The sequence below is a fragment of the Actinoplanes aureus genome, assembly GCF_015704865.1.
Taxonomy (GTDB): domain Bacteria; phylum Actinomycetota; class Actinomycetes; order Mycobacteriales; family Micromonosporaceae; genus Actinoplanes; species Actinoplanes aureus.
Genome location: NZ_JADQTO010000005.1, coordinates 462,977 through 480,585, shown reverse-complemented (window position 1 = coordinate 480,585; position 17,609 = coordinate 462,977). Strand labels below are relative to the sequence as shown.

18 protein-coding genes are annotated in these 17,609 nt (G+C 73.0%); 6 read left to right on the top strand and 12 right to left on the bottom strand.

The window, feature by feature from the left end:
- Positions 1–18: 18 nt before the first annotated feature.
- Positions 19–237, top strand: a complete 219-nt coding sequence (locus tag I4J89_RS13735) for a DUF3040 domain-containing protein (protein ID WP_196414290.1) — start codon at positions 19–21, stop codon at positions 235–237.
- Between the two features lie 21 nt (positions 238–258).
- On the opposite strand, the gene I4J89_RS13730 is transcribed toward I4J89_RS13735, so the two are convergent.
- The 9 genes from I4J89_RS13730 to I4J89_RS13690 all read right to left on the bottom strand — a co-directional run bounded on the left by I4J89_RS13730 (position 259) and on the right by I4J89_RS13690 (position 8,959).
- Positions 259–1,107 (bottom strand): NAD(P)-binding domain-containing protein, encoded by an 849-nt coding sequence (locus I4J89_RS13730; RefSeq protein WP_196414289.1) that lies wholly within the window; start codon positions 1,105–1,107, stop codon positions 259–261.
- A 33-nt stretch (positions 1,108–1,140) separates the two neighbouring features.
- A complete protein-coding gene (locus tag I4J89_RS13725; protein WP_196414288.1) occupies positions 1,141–1,629 on the bottom strand; it encodes a hypothetical protein in 489 nt (162 codons plus the stop codon).
- 94 nt (positions 1,630–1,723) lie between these two features.
- Positions 1,724–3,952 carry a M48 family metalloprotease gene (locus tag I4J89_RS13720; RefSeq protein WP_196414287.1) on the bottom strand — a complete coding sequence of 743 codons (2,229 nt, stop codon included), beginning with the start codon at positions 3,950–3,952 and terminating at the stop codon, positions 1,724–1,726.
- On the bottom strand, positions 3,949–4,410 hold the full coding sequence (locus I4J89_RS13715) for a hypothetical protein (protein ID WP_196414286.1): 462 nt from the start codon (positions 4,408–4,410) through the stop codon (positions 3,949–3,951). The genes I4J89_RS13720 and I4J89_RS13715 overlap by 4 nt, the downstream gene beginning before the upstream one ends.
- A gap of 32 nt (positions 4,411–4,442) precedes the next feature.
- A complete protein-coding gene (locus I4J89_RS51475) occupies positions 4,443–4,916 on the bottom strand; it encodes a DUF5666 domain-containing protein (protein WP_196414285.1) in 474 nt (157 codons plus the stop codon).
- A 7-nt stretch (positions 4,917–4,923) separates the two neighbouring features.
- The gene (locus I4J89_RS13705) at positions 4,924–6,096 is read right to left on the bottom strand and encodes an ABC transporter permease (protein ID WP_196414284.1); all 1,173 of its coding nucleotides are present in this window, start codon (positions 6,094–6,096) and stop codon (positions 4,924–4,926) included.
- The gene (locus I4J89_RS13700) at positions 6,093–6,824 is read right to left on the bottom strand and encodes an ABC transporter ATP-binding protein (protein ID WP_196414283.1); all 732 of its coding nucleotides are present in this window, start codon (positions 6,822–6,824) and stop codon (positions 6,093–6,095) included. The genes I4J89_RS13705 and I4J89_RS13700 overlap by 4 nt, the downstream gene beginning before the upstream one ends.
- A gap of 2 nt (positions 6,825–6,826) precedes the next feature.
- Entirely contained in the window at positions 6,827–7,864 is a 1,038-nt protein-coding gene (locus tag I4J89_RS13695; RefSeq protein ID WP_309238302.1) for an efflux RND transporter periplasmic adaptor subunit, read from the bottom strand.
- Positions 7,865–7,879: 15 nt separating this feature from the next.
- Positions 7,880–8,959: an efflux RND transporter periplasmic adaptor subunit gene (locus I4J89_RS13690; protein ID WP_196414282.1), complete on the bottom strand. Its 1,080-nt coding sequence runs from the start codon at positions 8,957–8,959 to the stop codon at positions 7,880–7,882.
- A 102-nt stretch (positions 8,960–9,061) separates the two neighbouring features.
- Between I4J89_RS13690 and I4J89_RS13685 the strand changes: the two genes are divergently transcribed.
- Positions 9,062–10,534, top strand: a complete 1,473-nt coding sequence (locus tag I4J89_RS13685) for an MFS transporter (protein ID WP_196414281.1) — start codon at positions 9,062–9,064, stop codon at positions 10,532–10,534.
- On the opposite strand, the gene I4J89_RS13680 is transcribed toward I4J89_RS13685, so the two are convergent.
- Entirely contained in the window at positions 10,529–11,728 is a 1,200-nt protein-coding gene (locus tag I4J89_RS13680) for an RNA polymerase sigma factor (RefSeq protein WP_196414280.1), read from the bottom strand. The genes I4J89_RS13685 and I4J89_RS13680 overlap by 6 nt on opposite strands.
- A 3-nt stretch (positions 11,729–11,731) precedes the next feature.
- Positions 11,732–12,073, bottom strand: a complete 342-nt coding sequence (locus tag I4J89_RS13675; RefSeq protein ID WP_196414279.1) for a YciI family protein — start codon at positions 12,071–12,073, stop codon at positions 11,732–11,734.
- Positions 12,074–12,252: 179 nt separating this feature from the next.
- Between I4J89_RS13675 and I4J89_RS13670 the strand changes: the two genes are divergently transcribed.
- Positions 12,253–13,086: a phosphatidylinositol-specific phospholipase C/glycerophosphodiester phosphodiesterase family protein gene (locus I4J89_RS13670; protein ID WP_196414278.1), complete on the top strand. Its 834-nt coding sequence runs from the start codon at positions 12,253–12,255 to the stop codon at positions 13,084–13,086.
- A gap of 36 nt (positions 13,087–13,122) precedes the next feature.
- Here the strand turns inward: I4J89_RS13670 and I4J89_RS13665 are convergent, their stop codons facing one another.
- Positions 13,123–13,470: a DUF1330 domain-containing protein gene (locus tag I4J89_RS13665; protein ID WP_196414277.1), complete on the bottom strand. Its 348-nt coding sequence runs from the start codon at positions 13,468–13,470 to the stop codon at positions 13,123–13,125.
- A 179-nt stretch (positions 13,471–13,649) separates the two neighbouring features.
- Here I4J89_RS13665 and I4J89_RS13660 point away from each other — a divergent pair, with 179 nt between their 5' ends.
- From I4J89_RS13660 to I4J89_RS13650, 3 genes are read left to right on the top strand one after another with little or no spacing between them, the layout of a single operon-like run.
- Positions 13,650–15,011, top strand: a complete 1,362-nt coding sequence (locus tag I4J89_RS13660; protein WP_196414276.1) for a hemolysin family protein — start codon at positions 13,650–13,652, stop codon at positions 15,009–15,011.
- Positions 15,008–16,087, top strand: a complete 1,080-nt coding sequence (locus tag I4J89_RS13655) for a hemolysin family protein (protein WP_196414275.1) — start codon at positions 15,008–15,010, stop codon at positions 16,085–16,087. Before I4J89_RS13660 ends, I4J89_RS13655 begins: the two co-directional genes overlap by 4 nt.
- Before the next feature lie 39 nt (positions 16,088–16,126).
- Positions 16,127–17,593 carry a GGDEF domain-containing protein gene (locus tag I4J89_RS13650; RefSeq protein WP_196414274.1) on the top strand — a complete coding sequence of 489 codons (1,467 nt, stop codon included), beginning with the start codon at positions 16,127–16,129 and terminating at the stop codon, positions 17,591–17,593.
- Positions 17,594–17,609: the final 16 nt, after the last annotated feature.

Genomic DNA, 17,609 nt, shown 5'->3' with positions numbered 1-17,609 from the left:
ACTCCGAGGAGTCCATCGATGCTGGACGATGACGAGAGGCGCATCCTCGCCGACCTGGAGCGCGAGTTCCAGGAACCCGTGGAGCGCCCCTTCCCCACCATCCCTGTGCTCTGCGTCCTGCTTTTCCTCGCCTTTCCGCTGGTCATGCTGCTGTTCGGCTGGCCCGGCCTGGTGATCACCTTCGACCTGTTCGCCGCCTCCGTGGCGATCGTGCTGCTCCGCCGCCGCTGTCGATGACGGGTCTTCGGCGAGCGGATGTCAGGCGATGACCGCGGTGAGGCCGTCGGTGGAGCGGCCCTGGGCGGTGAGTGCCTCGATCCGGGCCGCCACGGCCGCGAGGCCGCCGTCGCCGATCGGGCCGCCGGCTCGCAGCTCGATCAGGTGGCGCAGCACGGTGAGGTGCTCGCCGAGATCCGCCGGGCCGCGCGGGAAGTCGCCCCTGACGAGCTCGGCGGCGGTGGCGGAGGTGGCGTCGACCACGTGGCCGAGCTGCGTGGCGGCCGTGTCGGCGAAGTCGGTGACGTCGATGCCGGCGGTGCGGACCGTGTCGAGGGCTCGGAGCAGGCCGAGCTGGGCGTCGTACCAGACACCGAAGAGGGCCAGGTCCCAGATCGCCGCGGCGGCCGGGGAGTCGCCGACGAAGCGGGGTGGCCCGAGAAGTCGCAGGGTGTCCAGGTGACGGTCGAAGGTGGCGCGGTCGCCGCCGTACAGGAGGGTGGCCGCGCCGGTGCGGATCGCCTCCGGTGCGGCCTGGACGCCCGCGTCGAGATAGCGGGCGCCCAGACCGGTGACCACCTCGGCGGCTTGAAGCGCCTCCGCCGGGGTGCCGGTGCACAGCGCGATCACGGTGTGCCCGTCCAGATCCGGCGGGAGAGTGGCCAGGACGTCGCCGACCGCCTGATAGTCGGTGAGGGTGAGCAGGACGAGTTCGCTCGACGACGCGGCCGCGGCGGCCGAGGGGGCCGGCCGGGCACCCGCCTCGGTCAGGCCGGTGAGCCGCTCCGGGGTGCGGTTCCAGATCGCCACGTCACGGCCGGCGTCGAGCAGGCGGCCGGTGACCGCTGTTCCGATGGCACCGGTGCCCAGCACTGCGATGTTCTCTGCCATGCCGCCATGCTCGGACCTCAAGCTGACTTCAGGTCAAGCGGTGACGTCCAGCAGGTCGCCGCTGTCCAGGACGTCGCGGAGGGCGTACAGATCAACGCCTTTGTCCTTGAAGAGGGCGACCAGATCGGAAGCGCTGGTGGCCCGCCTGCTGACGTCCGACGAGTTCATGCCGAGCAACTCGCTCAGCTCAGCCAGCTTGGCCTCGTCCCGCAAGCCCGCGTTCGCGCCGCGCGGCGCGACCGGATCCGGTGCGGTGCGCTGGGCCGCGATCTTCGCGGCGGTGGTGCCGGCGTCAGCGGCGGCGACCGGCAGACCGGACCTGATGGCGGTGATCAGCTTGTCGTGCGGGATGCCGCGCGCCGCGGCGATGTCGTTGAGGCTGCGGCCGAGGTCCAGCTGATCCTTGAGCGTGCCGGAACTCAGGTCGAGCGCGTCGGCGACCCGGGTCAGAGGGTCGACTCTCTCGTTGCGGCCCGGTGAGATGTAGACCCGGCCCGATGTGATGCTGCTGATGGTGGTCATCGTGCTCCCCACGTGCGGCGGGGCTTGGGTCTGCCCCGCGCGTGGGGAGTGAGATCGGCAGATTGGGGGCCGGGTTGCGGAAAAATCGGACAGCTCACAGCCCGGCGGACAGGAAGCGGTCGCCGGACAGCAGGACGGCGAGGGTGAGGGCGGCGGCGAGCCCGGCGCCCGTGGCGGCGGTCAGCCAGGCTCGCCGGCCGGTTGCCGGAGGGCGGGACGGGAGGAGGCCGGCCGCGGCGCCCACCGCCAGGGTGAGCAGGGCGAGCATGGACAGCGGGCGGGAGGCGTAGATCAACGCCGAGGAGAGCGGGTCCTCGTAACCGGGCAGGAACCGCAGCAGCACGCCGGCGCTGACGGTGAGTGCGGCGACCGGGGCGGCCAGCAGTGCGTCGCCGAGGCCGGAGGCGCCCCGCAGACCGAGAAGCAGCAGCGTCACCGCGAATCCGGCCGCGGCTCCCGTCCACCAGTCGCGTTCCCCCACGTGGTGCGGTTCGACCGGGCCGAGCGGGGCCAGCCAGCGCACGGCCAGCGCGCCGAGCCCCGCGAGCAGGCCACCGGCCGCGACGAGTCCGGCGCGGCGGCCGAGCCCAGCGGTGGCCGCCAGGGCGAACGCGACCACACCGACGGCGATCACGTGCCGCCACTCACCGGCGAAGCCGCCCTGCCACAGCAGCCCGATCAGGCCGTCGGGCAGGCCGAACGTGGCAAACGGCAGCGGCACGGCCAGGACCGAACCGATCCAGATCGCGCCGGCGAAGGCTGCCGCGCTGAGCACGGCCGTGACCGGCCATCGCCGGCCGGCACCCGGTGCTGGGAACTGCGGCACTGGATGGCCGGCGCCGGGATGCCGCGCAGGCATTGCACGCGCCGCGGGCGCGGCGGGTGCGGCGATCGGGACCGGCTCGATGGGTGCGAAGGACTCGGAAGCTGGGACCGACCCCGCAGGGAGCGGCGCGGAGGCTGGTTGGCGGCGCCACGGGCCCGGCCGGGATCGGGTGGCGGTCAGGGCGAGGGTGCAGCCGCCGGCGCCGGCCAGGGTCAGTGGCACGAAGATCAGTTGCCGCCAGTTGGGGGCGCCCGCGACGGTGAGCATGGCCGCCGGGTTGAGACTCAGCAGCAGGCCGGCCGCGCTGCCGGCGGCCAGGCCGAGCATGGCGGCCCGCGGCGGGCCGGGGGTGGGGGCCTGCGGTGCGCCGGAGGTGGCGGCTCGCAACCATAAAGCGAGACCCCAGGTGGTGGCCAGCAGCGCGACGGCCAGCAGGCCGGCGAGAAATGGCGAGTACGGCTCGAGTGGGGTGGCGAGCAAGCCGGCGGCGACGATGGTGGCGCCGAACGACCAGATGGCCATGGCCAGGGCCGCGGCCACGGCGGCGGTCACCGCCGGGATGCCGGGCAGCAGCGATGGGTCGCGCAGGATCGCCACCCGGCGGGCCGGGGGTGGGTGCATGGCGAGCAGCCGGGACAGACGGCCGGGCCGGGGTGGCGGGGCGGCGGTGAGGAGCGCGGCCAGGGCCTGGCCCGAGCCGGCGCGGGCGGCGTGGGTGTCGGCCTCGTGTTCGCGGGTGCGCATCACGCCACGGGCGAGGAGGTACGCGGCGAGCCAGAGCAGCGCGCCGCGGGAGAGGTACTCCAGCCAGAACGGGACGTCGCCCAGCCGGCCCTGGATCGTGGCCACGACCAGCGGGATCGGCAGCATCACCGGCAGCGCCCAGAGGGTGGAGCGGGTCAGCCAGACCAGGGTGACGTCACCGGCGGCGACGTGGGCGGTCTCGTGCCGGAGCACGGCGTCGAGCGCCTCCTCCGGCAGGCGCCGCACACCGGGTGGCAGCACGATCCGGGTCGCGCCGTTCGCGCGTACGGTGAAAGGCTCTTGAAGGTCCCAGGGTCCCATCTCGAGCGCCGGCGCCCGGCGGACGCCGAGTTGTGCGGCGATCGCGGCGGCCCGGTCGCGCAGCGGCCCGGGCACGGGGCGGCGCGGGCCGACGCGGCGCAGCATCAGCCGGGGCAGCAGCCAGGCGAACGCCATCGCCAGCGTGAGGGTCAGCAGGGCGCCGGCCACGTCGTAACCGGCCAGCCGGTGCTCGACCGTTGCCCGGCACTCGTTGAACACCCGCTGCCGCTCCGGGATCGCGGTGGGGTCGGGAACGATCTCGGCGGCCGACGACAGGCACGCGGAGGTCGTGGCGATCCACTCCTCGCCGGCCAGCAGCAGGTGACCGACCCGCCCGGCGAACGCACCGGCCAGGAGCAGCACCACGATCACCAGCAGGTACTGGCCGCGGGTGGCGGACGGCGGGCGGCGGACCGGTACCGCCGTGGTCACGTCTCGTCGGCGACGCGCAGCCGCAGCGCGCCGATCACCGCCTCGGCCAGCCGGTGCGCCTCGTCCTCGGGCAGCCGGTCCGCGGCGCGTTCGCGGATCAGCCGGAACACCTCGCGTTCCTGCTCGGGGGTCAGCCAGTCGGGCGCGGCGACGGCCGGGCGGCGGCGGAAGGCGGCGGCGAGTTTCTCCCGGGTGGTGCTGGTCAGGTATTTCGCGGTGTCCTCGACCACGCTGCCGAGGACCGCGGTGGCCAGCAGCGACACCGCGGAGAGGACGACCGGGACGACGGAGGCGAACTCGACGCCCATGCCGACGGGTGGTCGCACGCCGTGCGCGAGCGGACGCGGCGCGGTGCGGAACCACTCCGCCGCGGCGTCGAAGTCTTCGAGCTCGGCTGGGTACGCGGTCCGGACGACGGACTCCCCGACCTCGCGTACCTCCGTCCAATGTGCCGTCACGGCCCGATTATGGGCGGGCGGCACAACGGCGGTCAGCCGCCGGTCACCGAGGTCGCGGTGACCACGCCTTCCGCGTCGGCGCTGCCCTGCACGGTGACCTGCTGGCCGGCGGTCAGGCTGGACAGCGCGGCCGGCTGGGCCACCTTCACCGTGGTGGTGTCGCTGGTCCGTACGGTGACCGTGGTCCCGGAGGCGGTCTCCAGGTAGAGGGTGGTGCCGTCGACCAGCTTGACCTTGCCGGCGGTGCCGGCCGCCGGCGGCATGCTCGGGCCCGCCGTGACGGGCGCCGCCGAGGTGGTTCCCCAGCGCTCCCGCGCCCCGACCCCGCCGAGGAAGCCGCAGATCAGCAGGGCTACGCCGGCCAGGACGAGGGTGGTCCGGTTCCACCACCGGCGCGGGGCGGCCTCGGCGAGCGCCTCGGTCAGCTCGGCCGGCGGCGGCGGTGTGTCGCTGTCGCTGTCGCCGGTGCGCGGGAGCACCTCGGTGTTGTCCTTGAGACGGGTCACGGTTTCCTCACTCGTAGCGCAGGGCGTCGATCGGCCGCAGCCGGGCGGCGCGGGCCGCGGGCAGCCCGCCGAAGAAGAGTCCGATGAGCACGGAGACACCAAGCGCGAGCAGCACCGAGCTCGGCACGATCACCGGTCGCACGCCGACGATCGAGAAGCGGCTGCCGATCACGGCGGCCGCGACCCCCAGGCCTCCACCGATGACGCTGAGCAGGGTCGCCTCGACCAGGAACTGGGTGAGGATGACCCGGCGCGGGGCTCCGAGGGCCTTGCGGATACCGATCTCGCGGGTCCGTTCGGTGACCGTGACCAGCATGATGTTGGTGATGCCGATGCCGCCGACCAGCAGGCTGATCGCGGCGACCGCGCCGAGCAGCGCGGTGAAGGTGCCGGCGGTCTCGGTCCGGGTCTCGAGGAGCTGGGACGCGTTCTGGATCCGGTACGCGCCCGCACCCAGCCGCTCATCGAGGATGGTCGCCACCTCGCTCCGCGCCACGTCCACCCGGCCGGAGCCCGCCGCCTCGACCAGGATCGAGCTGAGCCCGCCGTACCCGGCGAGCACCTGGCGCACCGCGCTGATCGGGGCGACCGCGGTGTCGCCGGCGTCCTGGAAGCCGGCCGAGCTCTTCTCCTTGAGCACGCCGACCACGGTGAACAGGGCGCCGCCGACGGTGACCTGCGCGCCGACCGGGTCGGTGCCGGGGAACATCTCCTCGGCGACGGTCTTGCCGATCACCACCACCCGCCGGGCCTGGGACTCGTCCTCGGCGCTGAAGACCGAGCCGGTGGCGACCGGGGAGTTCGAGGCGGTGAACCAGGCCGGTGTGGTGCCGACGAACGAGGTCACCTCGTGCTCGGCGCCCTCGTAGGTGAGCGTGGCGGGGGCACTGACCACCGGGGACACGGACCTGACGTCGGGGGCGAGCACCGGATCGTCGAGGGCTTCGGCGACCCTCGGGGTCAGGCCGCCGCTCCCCCGGCTGGTGCTCATCACGGTCAGCGTGTTGGTGCCGAGCGCCTCGATCCGGGTGGTGATCGCCTGCGCGGACCCGTTGCCGACCGCCACCAGCAGGATCACCGCGGCGACGCCGATCAGGATGCCGAGCATGGTGAGTGCCGAGCGCAGCTTGTTGGCGCCGATGCCGCGCAGCGCGAACCGGACGATCTCCGCGAAGCTCACCGGACCATCCCGGCGGCCGAGTGCCGTCCCACCGGCGCCTGGCGGGAGTCGGCGACGATCCGGCCGTCGAACAGCTTGATCAGCCGGTCGGCGCGGGCACCCACCTCCTCCTCGTGGCTGATCAGCACGATGGTCCGTCCGGCCGCGTTGAGGTCGTCCAACACGCTCAGCACCTCCTCGGTGGCGTGGCTGTCCAGGTTGCCGGTGGGCTCGTCGGCGAGCAGCAGGGCCGGCTCGGTGACCAGGGCGCGGGCGACGGCCACGCGCTGTTGCTGGCCGCCGGAGAGCTGGTTGGGCTGGAGCTCGGCCCGGTCGGCCAGGCCGACCAGGTCCAGGGCGAACATGGCGCGGCGCCGGCGTTCGGTGGCACGCATGCCGGCGTACGCCAGCGGCAGCTCGACGTTCGCCACGGCGCTGGTCCGCGGGATCAGGTTGTACGCCTGGAAGACGAATCCGATCAGCCGGTTGCGGGCCAGGGCGAGTTGCACGTCGCTGAGCCGGCTGACGTCCACGCCGTCGAGCAGGTAGGTGCCGGCCGTCGGGGCGTCGAGGCAGCCGAGGATGTTCATCAGCGTGGACTTGCCGGACCCCGAGGACCCCATGATCGCCAGGTACTCGCCGCGTTCCACCTGGAAGGAGACGCCGTCGAGGGCTCGTACCGTGGTCTCGCCCTCGCCGTACACCTTGGTCAGCGACCGAACGTCGAGTACCGGCCGGGTGGCGGACATGGTCAGCGCCCGCCCCGGTCCGTCGCGGCGGCCGGCACGATCACCCGCTCGCCGGCGACCAGGCCCGTGGTGATCTGGTACGCGTCATCGCCCTCCAGCCCCACCTGAACCTCCCGGGTCTCCGGCCGGCCGGCCGGGCCGAGCACGGTCACCATGTGCCGGCCGCCGGTCCTGGTGACCGCCGCCGAGTTGACCAGGACGGCGTTCTCCACGTTGCCGGTGATCACCGAGACGGTGACCGTCTGCCCGGGCCGGGCGCCCTTCGGCGGGGTGGGCAGGCTCACCGTCACGCCGTACGTGACCACGTTCTTCTCCGTCGTGGCGGTCGGGTCGACGGCGATCACCCGGCCCATGGTCTCGGCGCCGTCCAGCGCGTTCCAGGTGATCGCCGCGGTCTGCCCCTCGGTGAGCTCGGTGGCGTCGGCCTCGGAGAAGGCCGCGGTGATCTGGAGTTTTCCGAGGTCGGCCAGCTCGACGAAGCCGCCGTCATGCGCGCCGGAGGTCTGCGAGGAACCGCCCAGGCTCCCGTTCACCGCGACGACGGTGCCGGTCATCGGCGCGGTCAGCCGGGTGCCGGCGACCGCGGCCGCGGCCTTGTCGACGGCGAGTTCGGCCGCGGTGACCGCGTTCATCGCGGTGGTGGTGTCGGTGCCGGCGTCCTGGGCCCGGTCCAGGGCATCTCCGGCGGCGTCCAGGTTGGCCCGGGCCAGCGCGAGGTCGCGTTTGGCGGCGGTGTCGTCGACGCGGGCCAGCAGTGTGCCGGCGGCGACGGTCTGGCCGACCTTCACCCGGATGCTGCTGACCGTCCCGGCGGTGCCGAAGGTCGCGGTCGCGGTGGCGGCGCTCGCCACGCTGCCGCCGGCGGACACGGTCCTGGTGACGGTGCCCTGCGCGGCGGTGACCGTACGCACGCCGGACGCGTTCGCCTGGGTGTCCGAGGAGGCGTCCCGCAGCAGGGCCCAGCCCCAGAATCCGGCACCGACGATCAGGAGCACCAGCAGGGCGTTCACCGCCGTACTGGGACGACGCAGCGCATTCACCTGGTCATTGAATCATCAGAAACGTACGATTTGTTCGCCTTCAGCTAGTCCGTCGGTTATCTCGGTGTACCGGTCGCCCCGGAGCCCGACGGCCACAGCGCGTCGTTCCGACCGGTTCCCGGTACGCACGAGGACCGTCCCCGATCCCCCGGAGACCTCGCGTACCGCGGTGGAGGGCACGCGTACCGCCGAGGTGACCTCGCCGGTGCGGACCTTGACCTGGGCGCTCTGCCCGAGCAGCAGGTCGTCCGGCGAGTCCGCGAAGGAGAGCAGTACGCCGTACCGGACCAGGGTGCCGTCGGAGGTGCCGACCGGATCGACCCGCACCACCTTCGCGTCGAACGCCTCGTCGGAGCCGGCCGGCGTGACCGTGGCGGGCTGTCCCGCGGCGAGGGCGCCCGCGTCCGCCTCCGGGAAGTCCGCCCGCACCTGCATCGTGTACGTGTCCGCCAGGCTGACCACGGTGGATCCGCCCGGCACCTGGTCGCCGACGCGGGCGGCGACCGAGACCACGGTGCCGGCCATGGGTGCCTTGATGACCGTGCCGTCGAGGGCGTCCCGCGCGTCCTCGACCGCCTTCGCCGCCCGGTTGACCGCCTGCTGAGCGCTGAGCACCTGGTCCGAGCCGGTGTCCGGGTAGCCGCGGGTGGCGCAGGCGGCCGCGGCCGGCGTCGCGCTGTCGTGGGCGCAGGCGGTGGCGTTCCTCGTGGTGGTCACGGCCGCGTGAGTGGCGGAGGCGAGCCGGGCCTGCGCCTCGGCGAGCCGGCTCTGGGCGTCGCTGACGTCCCCGGCCGCGCCGGTGTCGTCGAGCGTGGCGAGGGTCTGGCCGGCCTTGATCCGGTTGCCGGCCTGGGCGGCCACCGACTCCACCGTGCCGCCGACCGCGAAGGAGAGGCTGCGGGTGGTGGCCGGTTCGACGGTGCCGGTGGTGGCTACGTCGACGGTGACCTCGCCACGGTCGACGGTCGTGGTGGTGACCGCCGCGGTCTCGGTTCGGTCCTCATGGGCCACGGCCAGAACGATGCCCCCGGCTAGCACCCCGGCCACCACGATGGCGGCGCCGATCCATCGCTTTTGTCCCATAACCTTGCTCATAGTCAGCGATTGTCGCTGTTCCGGCGCGTGTGCGTATGAGGTTTGGCGGTCACATCTTGCGCTTGCCCGTGGTCTCGGCTATCGACGAGAGGTGAGGGGATCATGGTGAAGGCGGCATCGCTGCTCACGTACGGCAGCGCACGAGGCCGGTGGACGCTGGCCGCGACCGTCGGCGGGTCGGCGATCGCGTCGATCGACGCCACGGCGGTGAACATCGCGCTGCCCGCGATCGGCCGCGAGTTCGACACCGACCTCGCGGTTCTGCAATGGGTGGTCACCGCCTACACGCTGACGCTGGCCGGTCTGCTGCTGGTGGCCGGCGCGCTGGGCGACCGGTACGGCCGCCGGCGCGTCTTCGACATCGGCATCGTCTGGTTCGCGCTCGCGTCGCTGCTGTGCAGTGTGGCGTGGGACCCGCAGTCGCTGATCGCGGCCCGCGCGTTGCAGGGTGTCGGCGCCGCCCTGCTGACCCCGGGCAGCCTGGCCATCCTGGAGGCCGTCTTCGTGCCCGCGGACCGGGGCCGGGCGATCGGGGCGTGGTCCGGCCTGACCGGTGTGGCCAGCGCGATCGGGCCGTTCCTCGGCGGCTGGCTGATCCAGGCGGCGTCCTGGCGGTGGATCTTCGCGATCAACCTGCCGATCGCCGTCGTGGTGGTCCTCGTCTCGCGGCGGCACATCCCGGAGTCGCGTGATCCGCTGGCGACCGGCCGGGTCGACATGATCGGCGGAGTCCTGGTCACCCTGGGCCTGGTCGGTCTCACCTTCGGGCTGATCCAGTGGCCGTCACCGGCCGCGCTGACCGTCGGGGTCGTGCTGCTGACCGCCTTCGTCCTCTGGGAGCTCCGCACGCCGGCACCGATCCTGCCGATGCACCTGTTCCGATCCACCCAGTTCACCGCCACCAACCTGGTGACCTTCATCGTCTACGGCGCGATGGGCGGCGCGTTGTTCCTGCTGCCGCTGCAACTGCAGGAGGTCTCCGGGTACACCCCGCTGCAGGCCGGGATCTCGCTGCTGCCGGTCACCGTCATCATGCTGCTGCTGTCCACCCGCTCCGGCGCCCTGGCCGCCCGCATCGGCCCGAGACTCCAGATGAGCGCCGGCCCGGTGCTGGTCGGGCTCGGTTTCGCGCTGTTCGGCCGGATCGGGCCGACCGGCACGTATCTCACCGAGGTGCTGCCCGCCGTCACCGTGCTCGGGCTCGGGCTGGCCGTGACCGTGGCGCCGCTGACCGCGACCGTGCTGGCGGCGGTCCCGGCCCGGCACGCCGGCGTGGCATCGGCGGTCAACAACGACGTGGCCCGGGCGGCCGCGCTGATCGCGGTCGCGGTGCTGCCCACGGCGGCCGGTATCACCGGTGGCGCCTACATGCAGCCGGCACAGTTCACCGAAGGTTTTCACACCGCCTCGATGATCTGCGCCGGGTTGTGCCTGGTCGCCGGCGCGCTGGCCGCGGTGACCATCCGCAACGAGGCCCGGCCTCCGGTGGCGGCGCCGGCGCAGCCGTTTCACTGCCAGCTCGACGCCCCGAACTCACGGGCCGCCGTCGGGCGGGACACGACCGAGCGGTCATAGCGCGCCGAGCCGGCGGCGCAACAGCGCGCGCTCCGCTTCGCTGCCGGCCAGGTGGAGCGCGTCGCGGTAGGCGGACTCGGCCTCGGCGCGCCGGCCCAGGCGCTGCAACAGGTCGGCCCGGGCGGCGGCGTACGGGTGATGGCCACGCAACAGCGGCTCCCCGGCCAGCTCGTCGAGCAGATCCAGCCCGGCCTGCGGCCCGTCCCGCATCGCCACGGCGGCGGCCCGGTTCAACGCGACCACCGGGGACGGGGTAATCGCCAGCAGCACGTCGTAGAGCGCCACGATCTGCGGCCAGTCGGTGCTCGCGAAGTCGTCCGCCTCGTCGTGCAGGGCCGCGATGGCCGCCTGCACCCCGTACGGCCCGGGTGGCCCGCCGGTCAGCGCGGCCACCACCAGGTTCCGTCCCTCGTCGATCATCGGCCGGTCCCAGCGGGCCCGATCCTGCTCGGCCAGCAGGAGGAGCCCGCCGTCCCGCGCGTCCCGCCGGGCGTGCACCAGCAGCATCAGCGCCAGCAGGCCGGGGATCTCCCGCTCGCCGGGCAGCAACCGGTGCAGGATCCGGGTGAGCCGGATCGCCTCTTCCGCGAGGTCCGGGCGCTGTGCCGCGTACCCCTCGGTGAAGATCGAGTAGATCGCCTGCAGCACCACCGGCAGCCGTTCCGGCAGTTCGTCCTGACCCGGCACCCGGAACGGGATCCGCGCCTCGCGGATCTTCTTCTTGGCCCTGGTGATGCGCTTGGCCATCGTCTCGGCCGGCACCAGGAACGCCCGCGCGACCTCCGGCGTGGTCAGGCCGCCCAGGCAGCGCAGGGTCAGCGCGATCCGGTCGTCGGCGGCGAGCGCCGGGTGCGCGCAGGTGAAGAAGAGCTGGAGGCGGTCGTCCGGCAGGTCGGCGCCGGCCTCGACGGCCGGCACCGGGCCGGCCCGGTCCGCCTCCACCTGGAGCACCGCCAGCCGGGTGGCCAGCACCCGGTCGCGTCGCAACCGGTCGACGGCCTTGCGGCGGGCGGTGGTCATCAGCCAGGCCCCGGGTTTCGGCGGTACGCCCTCGGACGGCCAATGCAGCAGCGCCGCCTCGATCGCCTCCGAGGTGACCTCCTCGGCCAGATCCAGGTCACCGAAGCGGCGGACGAGGGCGGCCAGCAGGCGGCCGTACTCCTCGCGGAACACCGCCTCGACGGGGGCCGTCACGGCTCAGAAATCCGCGACCGGGCGGACCGTGATCGACCCGTCCCGCGCGCCCGGGCAGCGGGCCGCCCAGTCCAGCGCGGCGTCCAGGTCGGGCACGTCGATGACGTAGAAACCGCCCAGGACCTCGCGCGTCTCGGCGAACGGCCCGTCGGTGACGGTGCGTTTGCCTCCGGCATCCACCCGTACCGTGGTCGCGGTCACCAGGTCGGCCAGGGACTCGCCGGAGACGAAGATGCCGGCCTCCTTGACCTCCTTGTCGTACGCCATCCAGTCGGCCGGCGTGCACGCCGGCGGCTTTCCGGCCTCGTCTACGGCGTCCGCGTTGATCAGCAGCAGGTACTTCATGACGGCTCCTCCGATGTCCCGTTGTTCTCCTTACGCCATCACCACGAACGAGGCCACCCGGGATGGACACACCCGCGCGGATTTCTTTCGCGTTAAGCTGCCATCGAAACTCTTCATTAGCTTCACCGCCGATTCACGGCGGCTCCTTAGCGTCTGCCTCGACCACGGGAGGAAAGCGAATGATTCGTCGAGTTCTCTGCACGCTCCTCGCGGTGTGCGCGCTGCTGTTCACCGGCGCCACCGCCGCGCAGGCGGGCGACCGCCACGGGGTACGCCCGCTGGCGCGCGCTCACGCCCACAACGACTACGAGCACGAGCGTCCGCTGTTCGACGCGCTGTCGCACGGCTTCACCAGCGTGGAAGCCGACATCTACCTGGTCGGCGGCGAGCTGCTGGTCGCGCACGACCCGGAGGACGTGGTGCCGGGCCGCACTCTGCAGAGCCTCTACCTGGACCCGCTCGCCCGGCTCACCCGCAGCGGCAAGGTGCGATCGCTGCAGCTGCTGGTCGACATCAAGAACACCGGGGCGGCGACCTACACCGAGCTGGACCGGGTGCTGCGCGCGTACCGGAAGATGCTGACGTCGTACCGCTACGGCCGGGTCCACCGGGACTCCGTCACCGTGGTGGTCAGCGGTGACCGGCCGCGTGAGCTGATGCAGGCGCAGCGTGTGCGGTACGCCTTCTACGACGGTCGCAGCGCCGACCTGAACTCCGGGGTGCCGGCCTCGTTCATCCCGCTGATCAGCGACAACTGGAACAACCTGTTCACCTGGCAGGGCGTCGGCCCGATGCCGGAGGCCGAACGCGCGAAGCTGCACCAGTTCGTCCGGGACGCGCACGCCGCCGGGCAGCGGGTCCGCTTCTGGGCGACGCCGGACCTGCCCGGCCCGGCCCGCGAGGCGGTCTGGCGGGAGCTGGTGGCCGCCGATGTCGACCACATCAACACCGATGACCTGGCCGGGCTGGAAGCGTTCCTGCGCAGCCTGCCCCGCACGCGCGCAGCCGCCTGACACCGCGCGTACCCCGGAGCTGGACCGGCAAGCCTGTCAGGCCTCGGCCAGGCTGCGGCGCAGCGCGGCGGCAGACTCGCGCGGGTCGTATCCCGCCGGGACGCCGTCGACGATGATGATGTCGGCGTCCATGTGGCGGGTGCGCAGCGGGAGGATCTCCTGGTAGGCCGGGGACGCGTACCAGGTGCGGATCGCGTCCAGGTCCGGGAACTCCAGCATCACCACGGTGCCCGGCCAGTCGCCTTCGATGACCTCGACCTCGGCCATGTGCACCAGGAACCGGCCGCCGTACGGGTCCATCGTGTCCTGGATGCGGTCGATGTAGTCGATGATCTCTTCGTTCATGCCGTTCGGACGGAGGTGCGCGATTGCGTAAGCGGTCATGTCATCGATCCTCACGCGTATGCCGGAGCCTGGCGATTACCCGTGAGGTAATGGCCGGTATTACGCCGCCGAGACGGCATGAGCGGACTGAACCGGCGCATCCGGGTAGCGGCGGCTGACGGCCGCGCACGCCGGACCGCGTGCTAGTTTTCGTGCGTGTTCGACAGCCGGGACCGGGCATGCTGATCCTCATCGGCGTCCTGACGATCGTGCTGCTGACCGCGGCGACGGGCTACTTCGTGGCTCAGGAGTTCGCCTACGTGGCTGTCGACCGCGAGCAGCTGCGGGCGCTGGCCGACCAGGGTGACGCCGCCGCGGAGCGGGCGCTGCGGGTCACCCAGAAGTTGTCGTTCGTGCTCTCCGGCGCCCAGGTGGGCATCACCGTGACCGCCCTGCTCGCCGGGTACGTCGCCGAGCCGTACCTGGGCCGCGGGACCGCCGAACTGCTCGGCGCCACCGGGCTGTCCGAGGCGGCCAGCGCGTCGGTGTCGATGGTGTTCGCGCTGCTGTTCGCCACCGTCGTGCAGATGGTGCTCGGCGAGCTGGCGCCGAAGAACCTGGCCATCGCCAAGCCGGAGACCTTGGCCCGGGCGCTGTCCCGCTCCACGCTGATCTACCTGACCGTGGCCGGCCCGCTGATCCGGCTGTTCGACGGCACCGCGACCCGGCTGCTGCGCGCCGTCGGCATCGAACCGGTCGAGGAGCTGCCGCAGGGCGCCACCACCGAGGACCTGGACCGGATCATCGCCACCGCCAGCACTCGGGGCGCCCTCGACGCGCGGGCCGCCCGGCTGCTCGACCACGGCCTGGACTTCCGGGTACACACCGCCGCCGAGGCGATGCGGCCACGGGTCGACGTCACCACGATCCGGGCCGGTGAGCCGGCGTCCCGGGTGGTCGAGCTGCTGGACACCGGCCACTCCCGGTTCCCGGTGATCGGTGACGACGTGGACGACGTGGTCGGCGTGGTCACCATCGCCGACGTGGTCACCCTGGAACCCGCCGCCCGCGCCACCACCGCGGTGCGCGGACTCGCCACCGACGCGGTCGCCCTGCCGGAGTCCGCCCGGCTGCCGGAGGTCCTCGATCGGCTGAAGGCGGCGCACCGGCAGATGGCGATCGTCGTGGACGAGTACGGCGGGTTCGCCGGGATCATCACCCTCGAGGACGTCGCCGAGGAGCTGGTCGGTGAGATCCGCGACGAGGACGACCTGCCGGAGCCGGTCATCGAGCGGACCGGCGAAGACTCCTGGACGATCCCCGGCCGGGCCCGGGTCGACGAGATCGCCGACGCCACCGGGGTGCGGCTGCCCGACGACGACGCGTACGACACCGTGTCCGGGCTGATCCTGGAGCGGCTGGGCCGCCTGCCCACGGCCCGGGAGCAGGTCGAGGTCGAGCTGCCGCCGACGGTCGACGAGGACGGTGTGCCGCAGCCGCAGGGGATGGCGCGGCTGACGGTGCTGGCCGTACGCCGGCACGTCCCGGACCGGGTGGCGCTCACCCTGATCCCCGGCGGGAACGGGGAGGTGCCGGGATGAGCACACCCTGGGCGCTGCTCGTCTCGGTACTGTTGCTGGCCCTCAACGGGTTCTTCGTCGCGGCGGAGTTCGCGCTGGTCGCCGCGAAACGGCACCGGCTTGAGCAGGCCGCCGCCGACGGCTCGCGCGGCGCCCGGGCGGCGCTGGCCGGCACCCGCCGGCTGTCGATGATGCTGGCCGGGGCGCAGCTCGGCATCACGCTGTGCACGCTGGGCCTCGGCGCGCTGGCCAAACCGACCGTGGCCCACCTGCTCGAACCGGTGTTCACCGCGGTCGGCCTGCCGGAGGGCGCGGCGTACGTCATCGCCTTCGTCCTGGCCGTCGCCCTGGTCGGCTTCCTGCACGTGGTGGTCGGCGAGATGGCACCCAAGTCGTGGGCGATCAGCCACCCGGAGACCTCGGCGCAGCTGCTCGCCATCCCGTTCGTCGGCTTCACCACCGTCCTGCGCCCGGTCCTCGCCGCGCTCAACGGGCTGGCCAACGCCTGCCTGCGCCTGGTCAAGGTGACACCGCAGGACGAGCTGGCCCAGGTGCACAACCCCGAGCAGCTGCGCATGCTGCTGCACACCTCCAAGGAGCACGGCACCATCGCCGACGCGGAACACGAGCTGCTCACCGCCATGCTCGAGGTGCAGTCGACCACGGTCCGCGAGGTGATGGTCCCGATCGCCGGGATCGTCTCGGTGGACGCCGGCGCCGACGGCCGCGCCGTCGAGCTGCGCAGCCTCGAGACCGGCCGGTCGCGGCTCCCGGTCACCGGCGCCGGCGGCACGCTGGTCGGCGTCGTACACGTCCGCGACGCCGCGAAGGCCACCAGCAGCGGCGAGTCCGCCACGGCCGGGAGTCTGATGTCCGCGCCGTTGTCACTGCCGGCCGGCACCAGCGTGCTGGACGCCATCGCCGCGATGCGCCAGCGGCGCGGCCACCTCGCACTGGTCGCCGACGCCGGCCGCGTGATCGGCCTGGTCACCCTCGAGGACCTCCTCGAGCAGGTGATCGGCCAGTTCGACGACGAGACCGACCCGGTCATCGACGCCGCCCGCCGGGCCGGGCGCACCGCCGGCAACCCCGGCTAGGTTCCTCAGGACGCGGTCCCGGCGGGCGATAGTGCGGTCGTGCGCTTGCCAGGGTCTTCGCGGCCGCGCCCCGCTGGGGTGACGGCCGGTTTCGTGGTGCTGGCGACGGCGTTCGCGATCGGGCACCTGACCGGTTCGGCGACCGTACGCCTCGCCCTGCTGTTCGCCTCCGGCCTGATCGCCGCGGTGGCCGTGCTGATCGGCGTGCGCGTGAACCGGGTGAGCGACCGCCGCCCCTGGCTCCTGGTGATCATCGCGATGGTGTCGCTCAGCGTGGTGAACGGGGCCTGGCTGCTGACCGCCGTGCTGCCCATGCCGTGGGCCGAGCCGCCGCCCTGGCTGGTCGTGCCGCCGCAGATCGGCGGATACGCCCTCATGCTCGCCGCCAGCCTGATGATCGTGCTGCGGCACGCCCCGCGCGACGGCAGCGGCACCATCGACGCGGCGGTGGCCGGCATCGCGGTGGCGGCACCGGTGTGGGAGTTCGTGTTCCGCCCCCGGATGCTGCACGAACACGCCGGCATCGGTCAGCAGCTGATCGTGCTCACCCAGCTCCTGGTGCTGTTCGGGATCTGCGGCGCCCTGCTGCGAGTGGCCCGCACCTGCGGCTCCGGCCGGGCGTGCCTGGGCTACCTGTTCGCCGCGCTCGGCTGCACCGTCGCCGGTACGGCGGCGGTCAACATGATGCCGTCGGCCTCGGGGCACCAGGGGTCCTTGCCGGCGCTCTGTTTCGCCCTCGGCTACCTGTGCCTCGGCGCCGCCGGCCTCCACCCCAGCGTGCGTGCCCTGATGGAGCCCAGCGTCCCGGCCACCGGCCGGGGCCCGCGCCGGCAGCTGGAGATGTTCGGCGCCGCGATGCTGGTCGTCCCGGTGGTCGGCGGCATCGGGCAGCTGCTCGGCGAGCCGCCGGACGGGCTGCTGCTCACGCTCGCGCCGGTGCTCAGCATCCCGCTGGTCATGGTCCGGCTCAGCCGGCTGAACGCGCAGCGCGCCCGCGACCAGCGTGCGCTGGCACACCAGGCCGCGCACGACGAGCTGACCGGGCTGGTCAACCGGCGCCGGCTGTTCACGCTGATGGAACGGGCCATCGCCCGGCACGCCGCCGGCACCGCCGGCGACCTGGCGCTGATCTACTGCGACCTGAACGACTTCAAGCCGGTCAACGACCGGTACGGCCACGAGGCCGGCGACGAGATCCTGCGTGCCACGGCCGACCGGATCAGCGCGGTGGTGCGCCCCGGGGACGTGGTGGCCCGGATCGGCGGCGACGAGTTCCTGATCTTCTGCCCGGACACCGACGAGGCGTCCGCGTACGCGCTGAGCGACCGGATCGCCGGCGCCGTCGCCCAGCCGCTGCCCTGGCAGGGGAAACGGCTGCGGGTCACCGCGGCGGTCGGCACCACGCTGTGGGCCGAACGCCGCGAGGTCGCCCCGGACGTGCTGCTGGCCACCGCCGATGCCCGGATGTACGCGAACAAGCGCGCCCGCAAGAACCTGGCCGCCTGACCTGCGATACAACGTC

Bases quoted from the DNA above. Each gene is read 5' to 3' on its own strand.
- I4J89_RS13735 (WP_196414290.1), top strand. From the start codon at position 19: ATGCTGGACGATGACGAGAGGCGCATCCTCGCCGACCTGGAGCGCGAG.
- I4J89_RS13730 (WP_196414289.1), bottom strand. From the start codon at position 1,107: ATGGCAGAGAACATCGCAGTGCTGGGCACCGGTGCCATCGGAACAGCG.
- I4J89_RS13725 (WP_196414288.1), bottom strand. From the start codon at position 1,629: ATGACCACCATCAGCAGCATCACATCGGGCCGGGTCTACATCTCACCG.
- I4J89_RS13700 (WP_196414283.1), bottom strand. From the start codon at position 6,824: ATGTCCGCCACCCGGCCGGTACTCGACGTTCGGTCGCTGACCAAGGTG.
- I4J89_RS13690 (WP_196414282.1), bottom strand. From the start codon at position 8,959: ATGAGCAAGGTTATGGGACAAAAGCGATGGATCGGCGCCGCCATCGTG.
- I4J89_RS13685 (WP_196414281.1), top strand. From the start codon at position 9,062: ATGGTGAAGGCGGCATCGCTGCTCACGTACGGCAGCGCACGAGGCCGG.
- I4J89_RS13675 (WP_196414279.1), bottom strand. From the start codon at position 12,073: ATGAAGTACCTGCTGCTGATCAACGCGGACGCCGTAGACGAGGCCGGA.
- I4J89_RS13670 (WP_196414278.1), top strand. From the start codon at position 12,253: ATGATTCGTCGAGTTCTCTGCACGCTCCTCGCGGTGTGCGCGCTGCTG.
- I4J89_RS13665 (WP_196414277.1), bottom strand. From the start codon at position 13,470: ATGACCGCTTACGCAATCGCGCACCTCCGTCCGAACGGCATGAACGAA.
- I4J89_RS13660 (WP_196414276.1), top strand. From the start codon at position 13,650: ATGCTGATCCTCATCGGCGTCCTGACGATCGTGCTGCTGACCGCGGCG.
- I4J89_RS13655 (WP_196414275.1), top strand. From the start codon at position 15,008: ATGAGCACACCCTGGGCGCTGCTCGTCTCGGTACTGTTGCTGGCCCTC.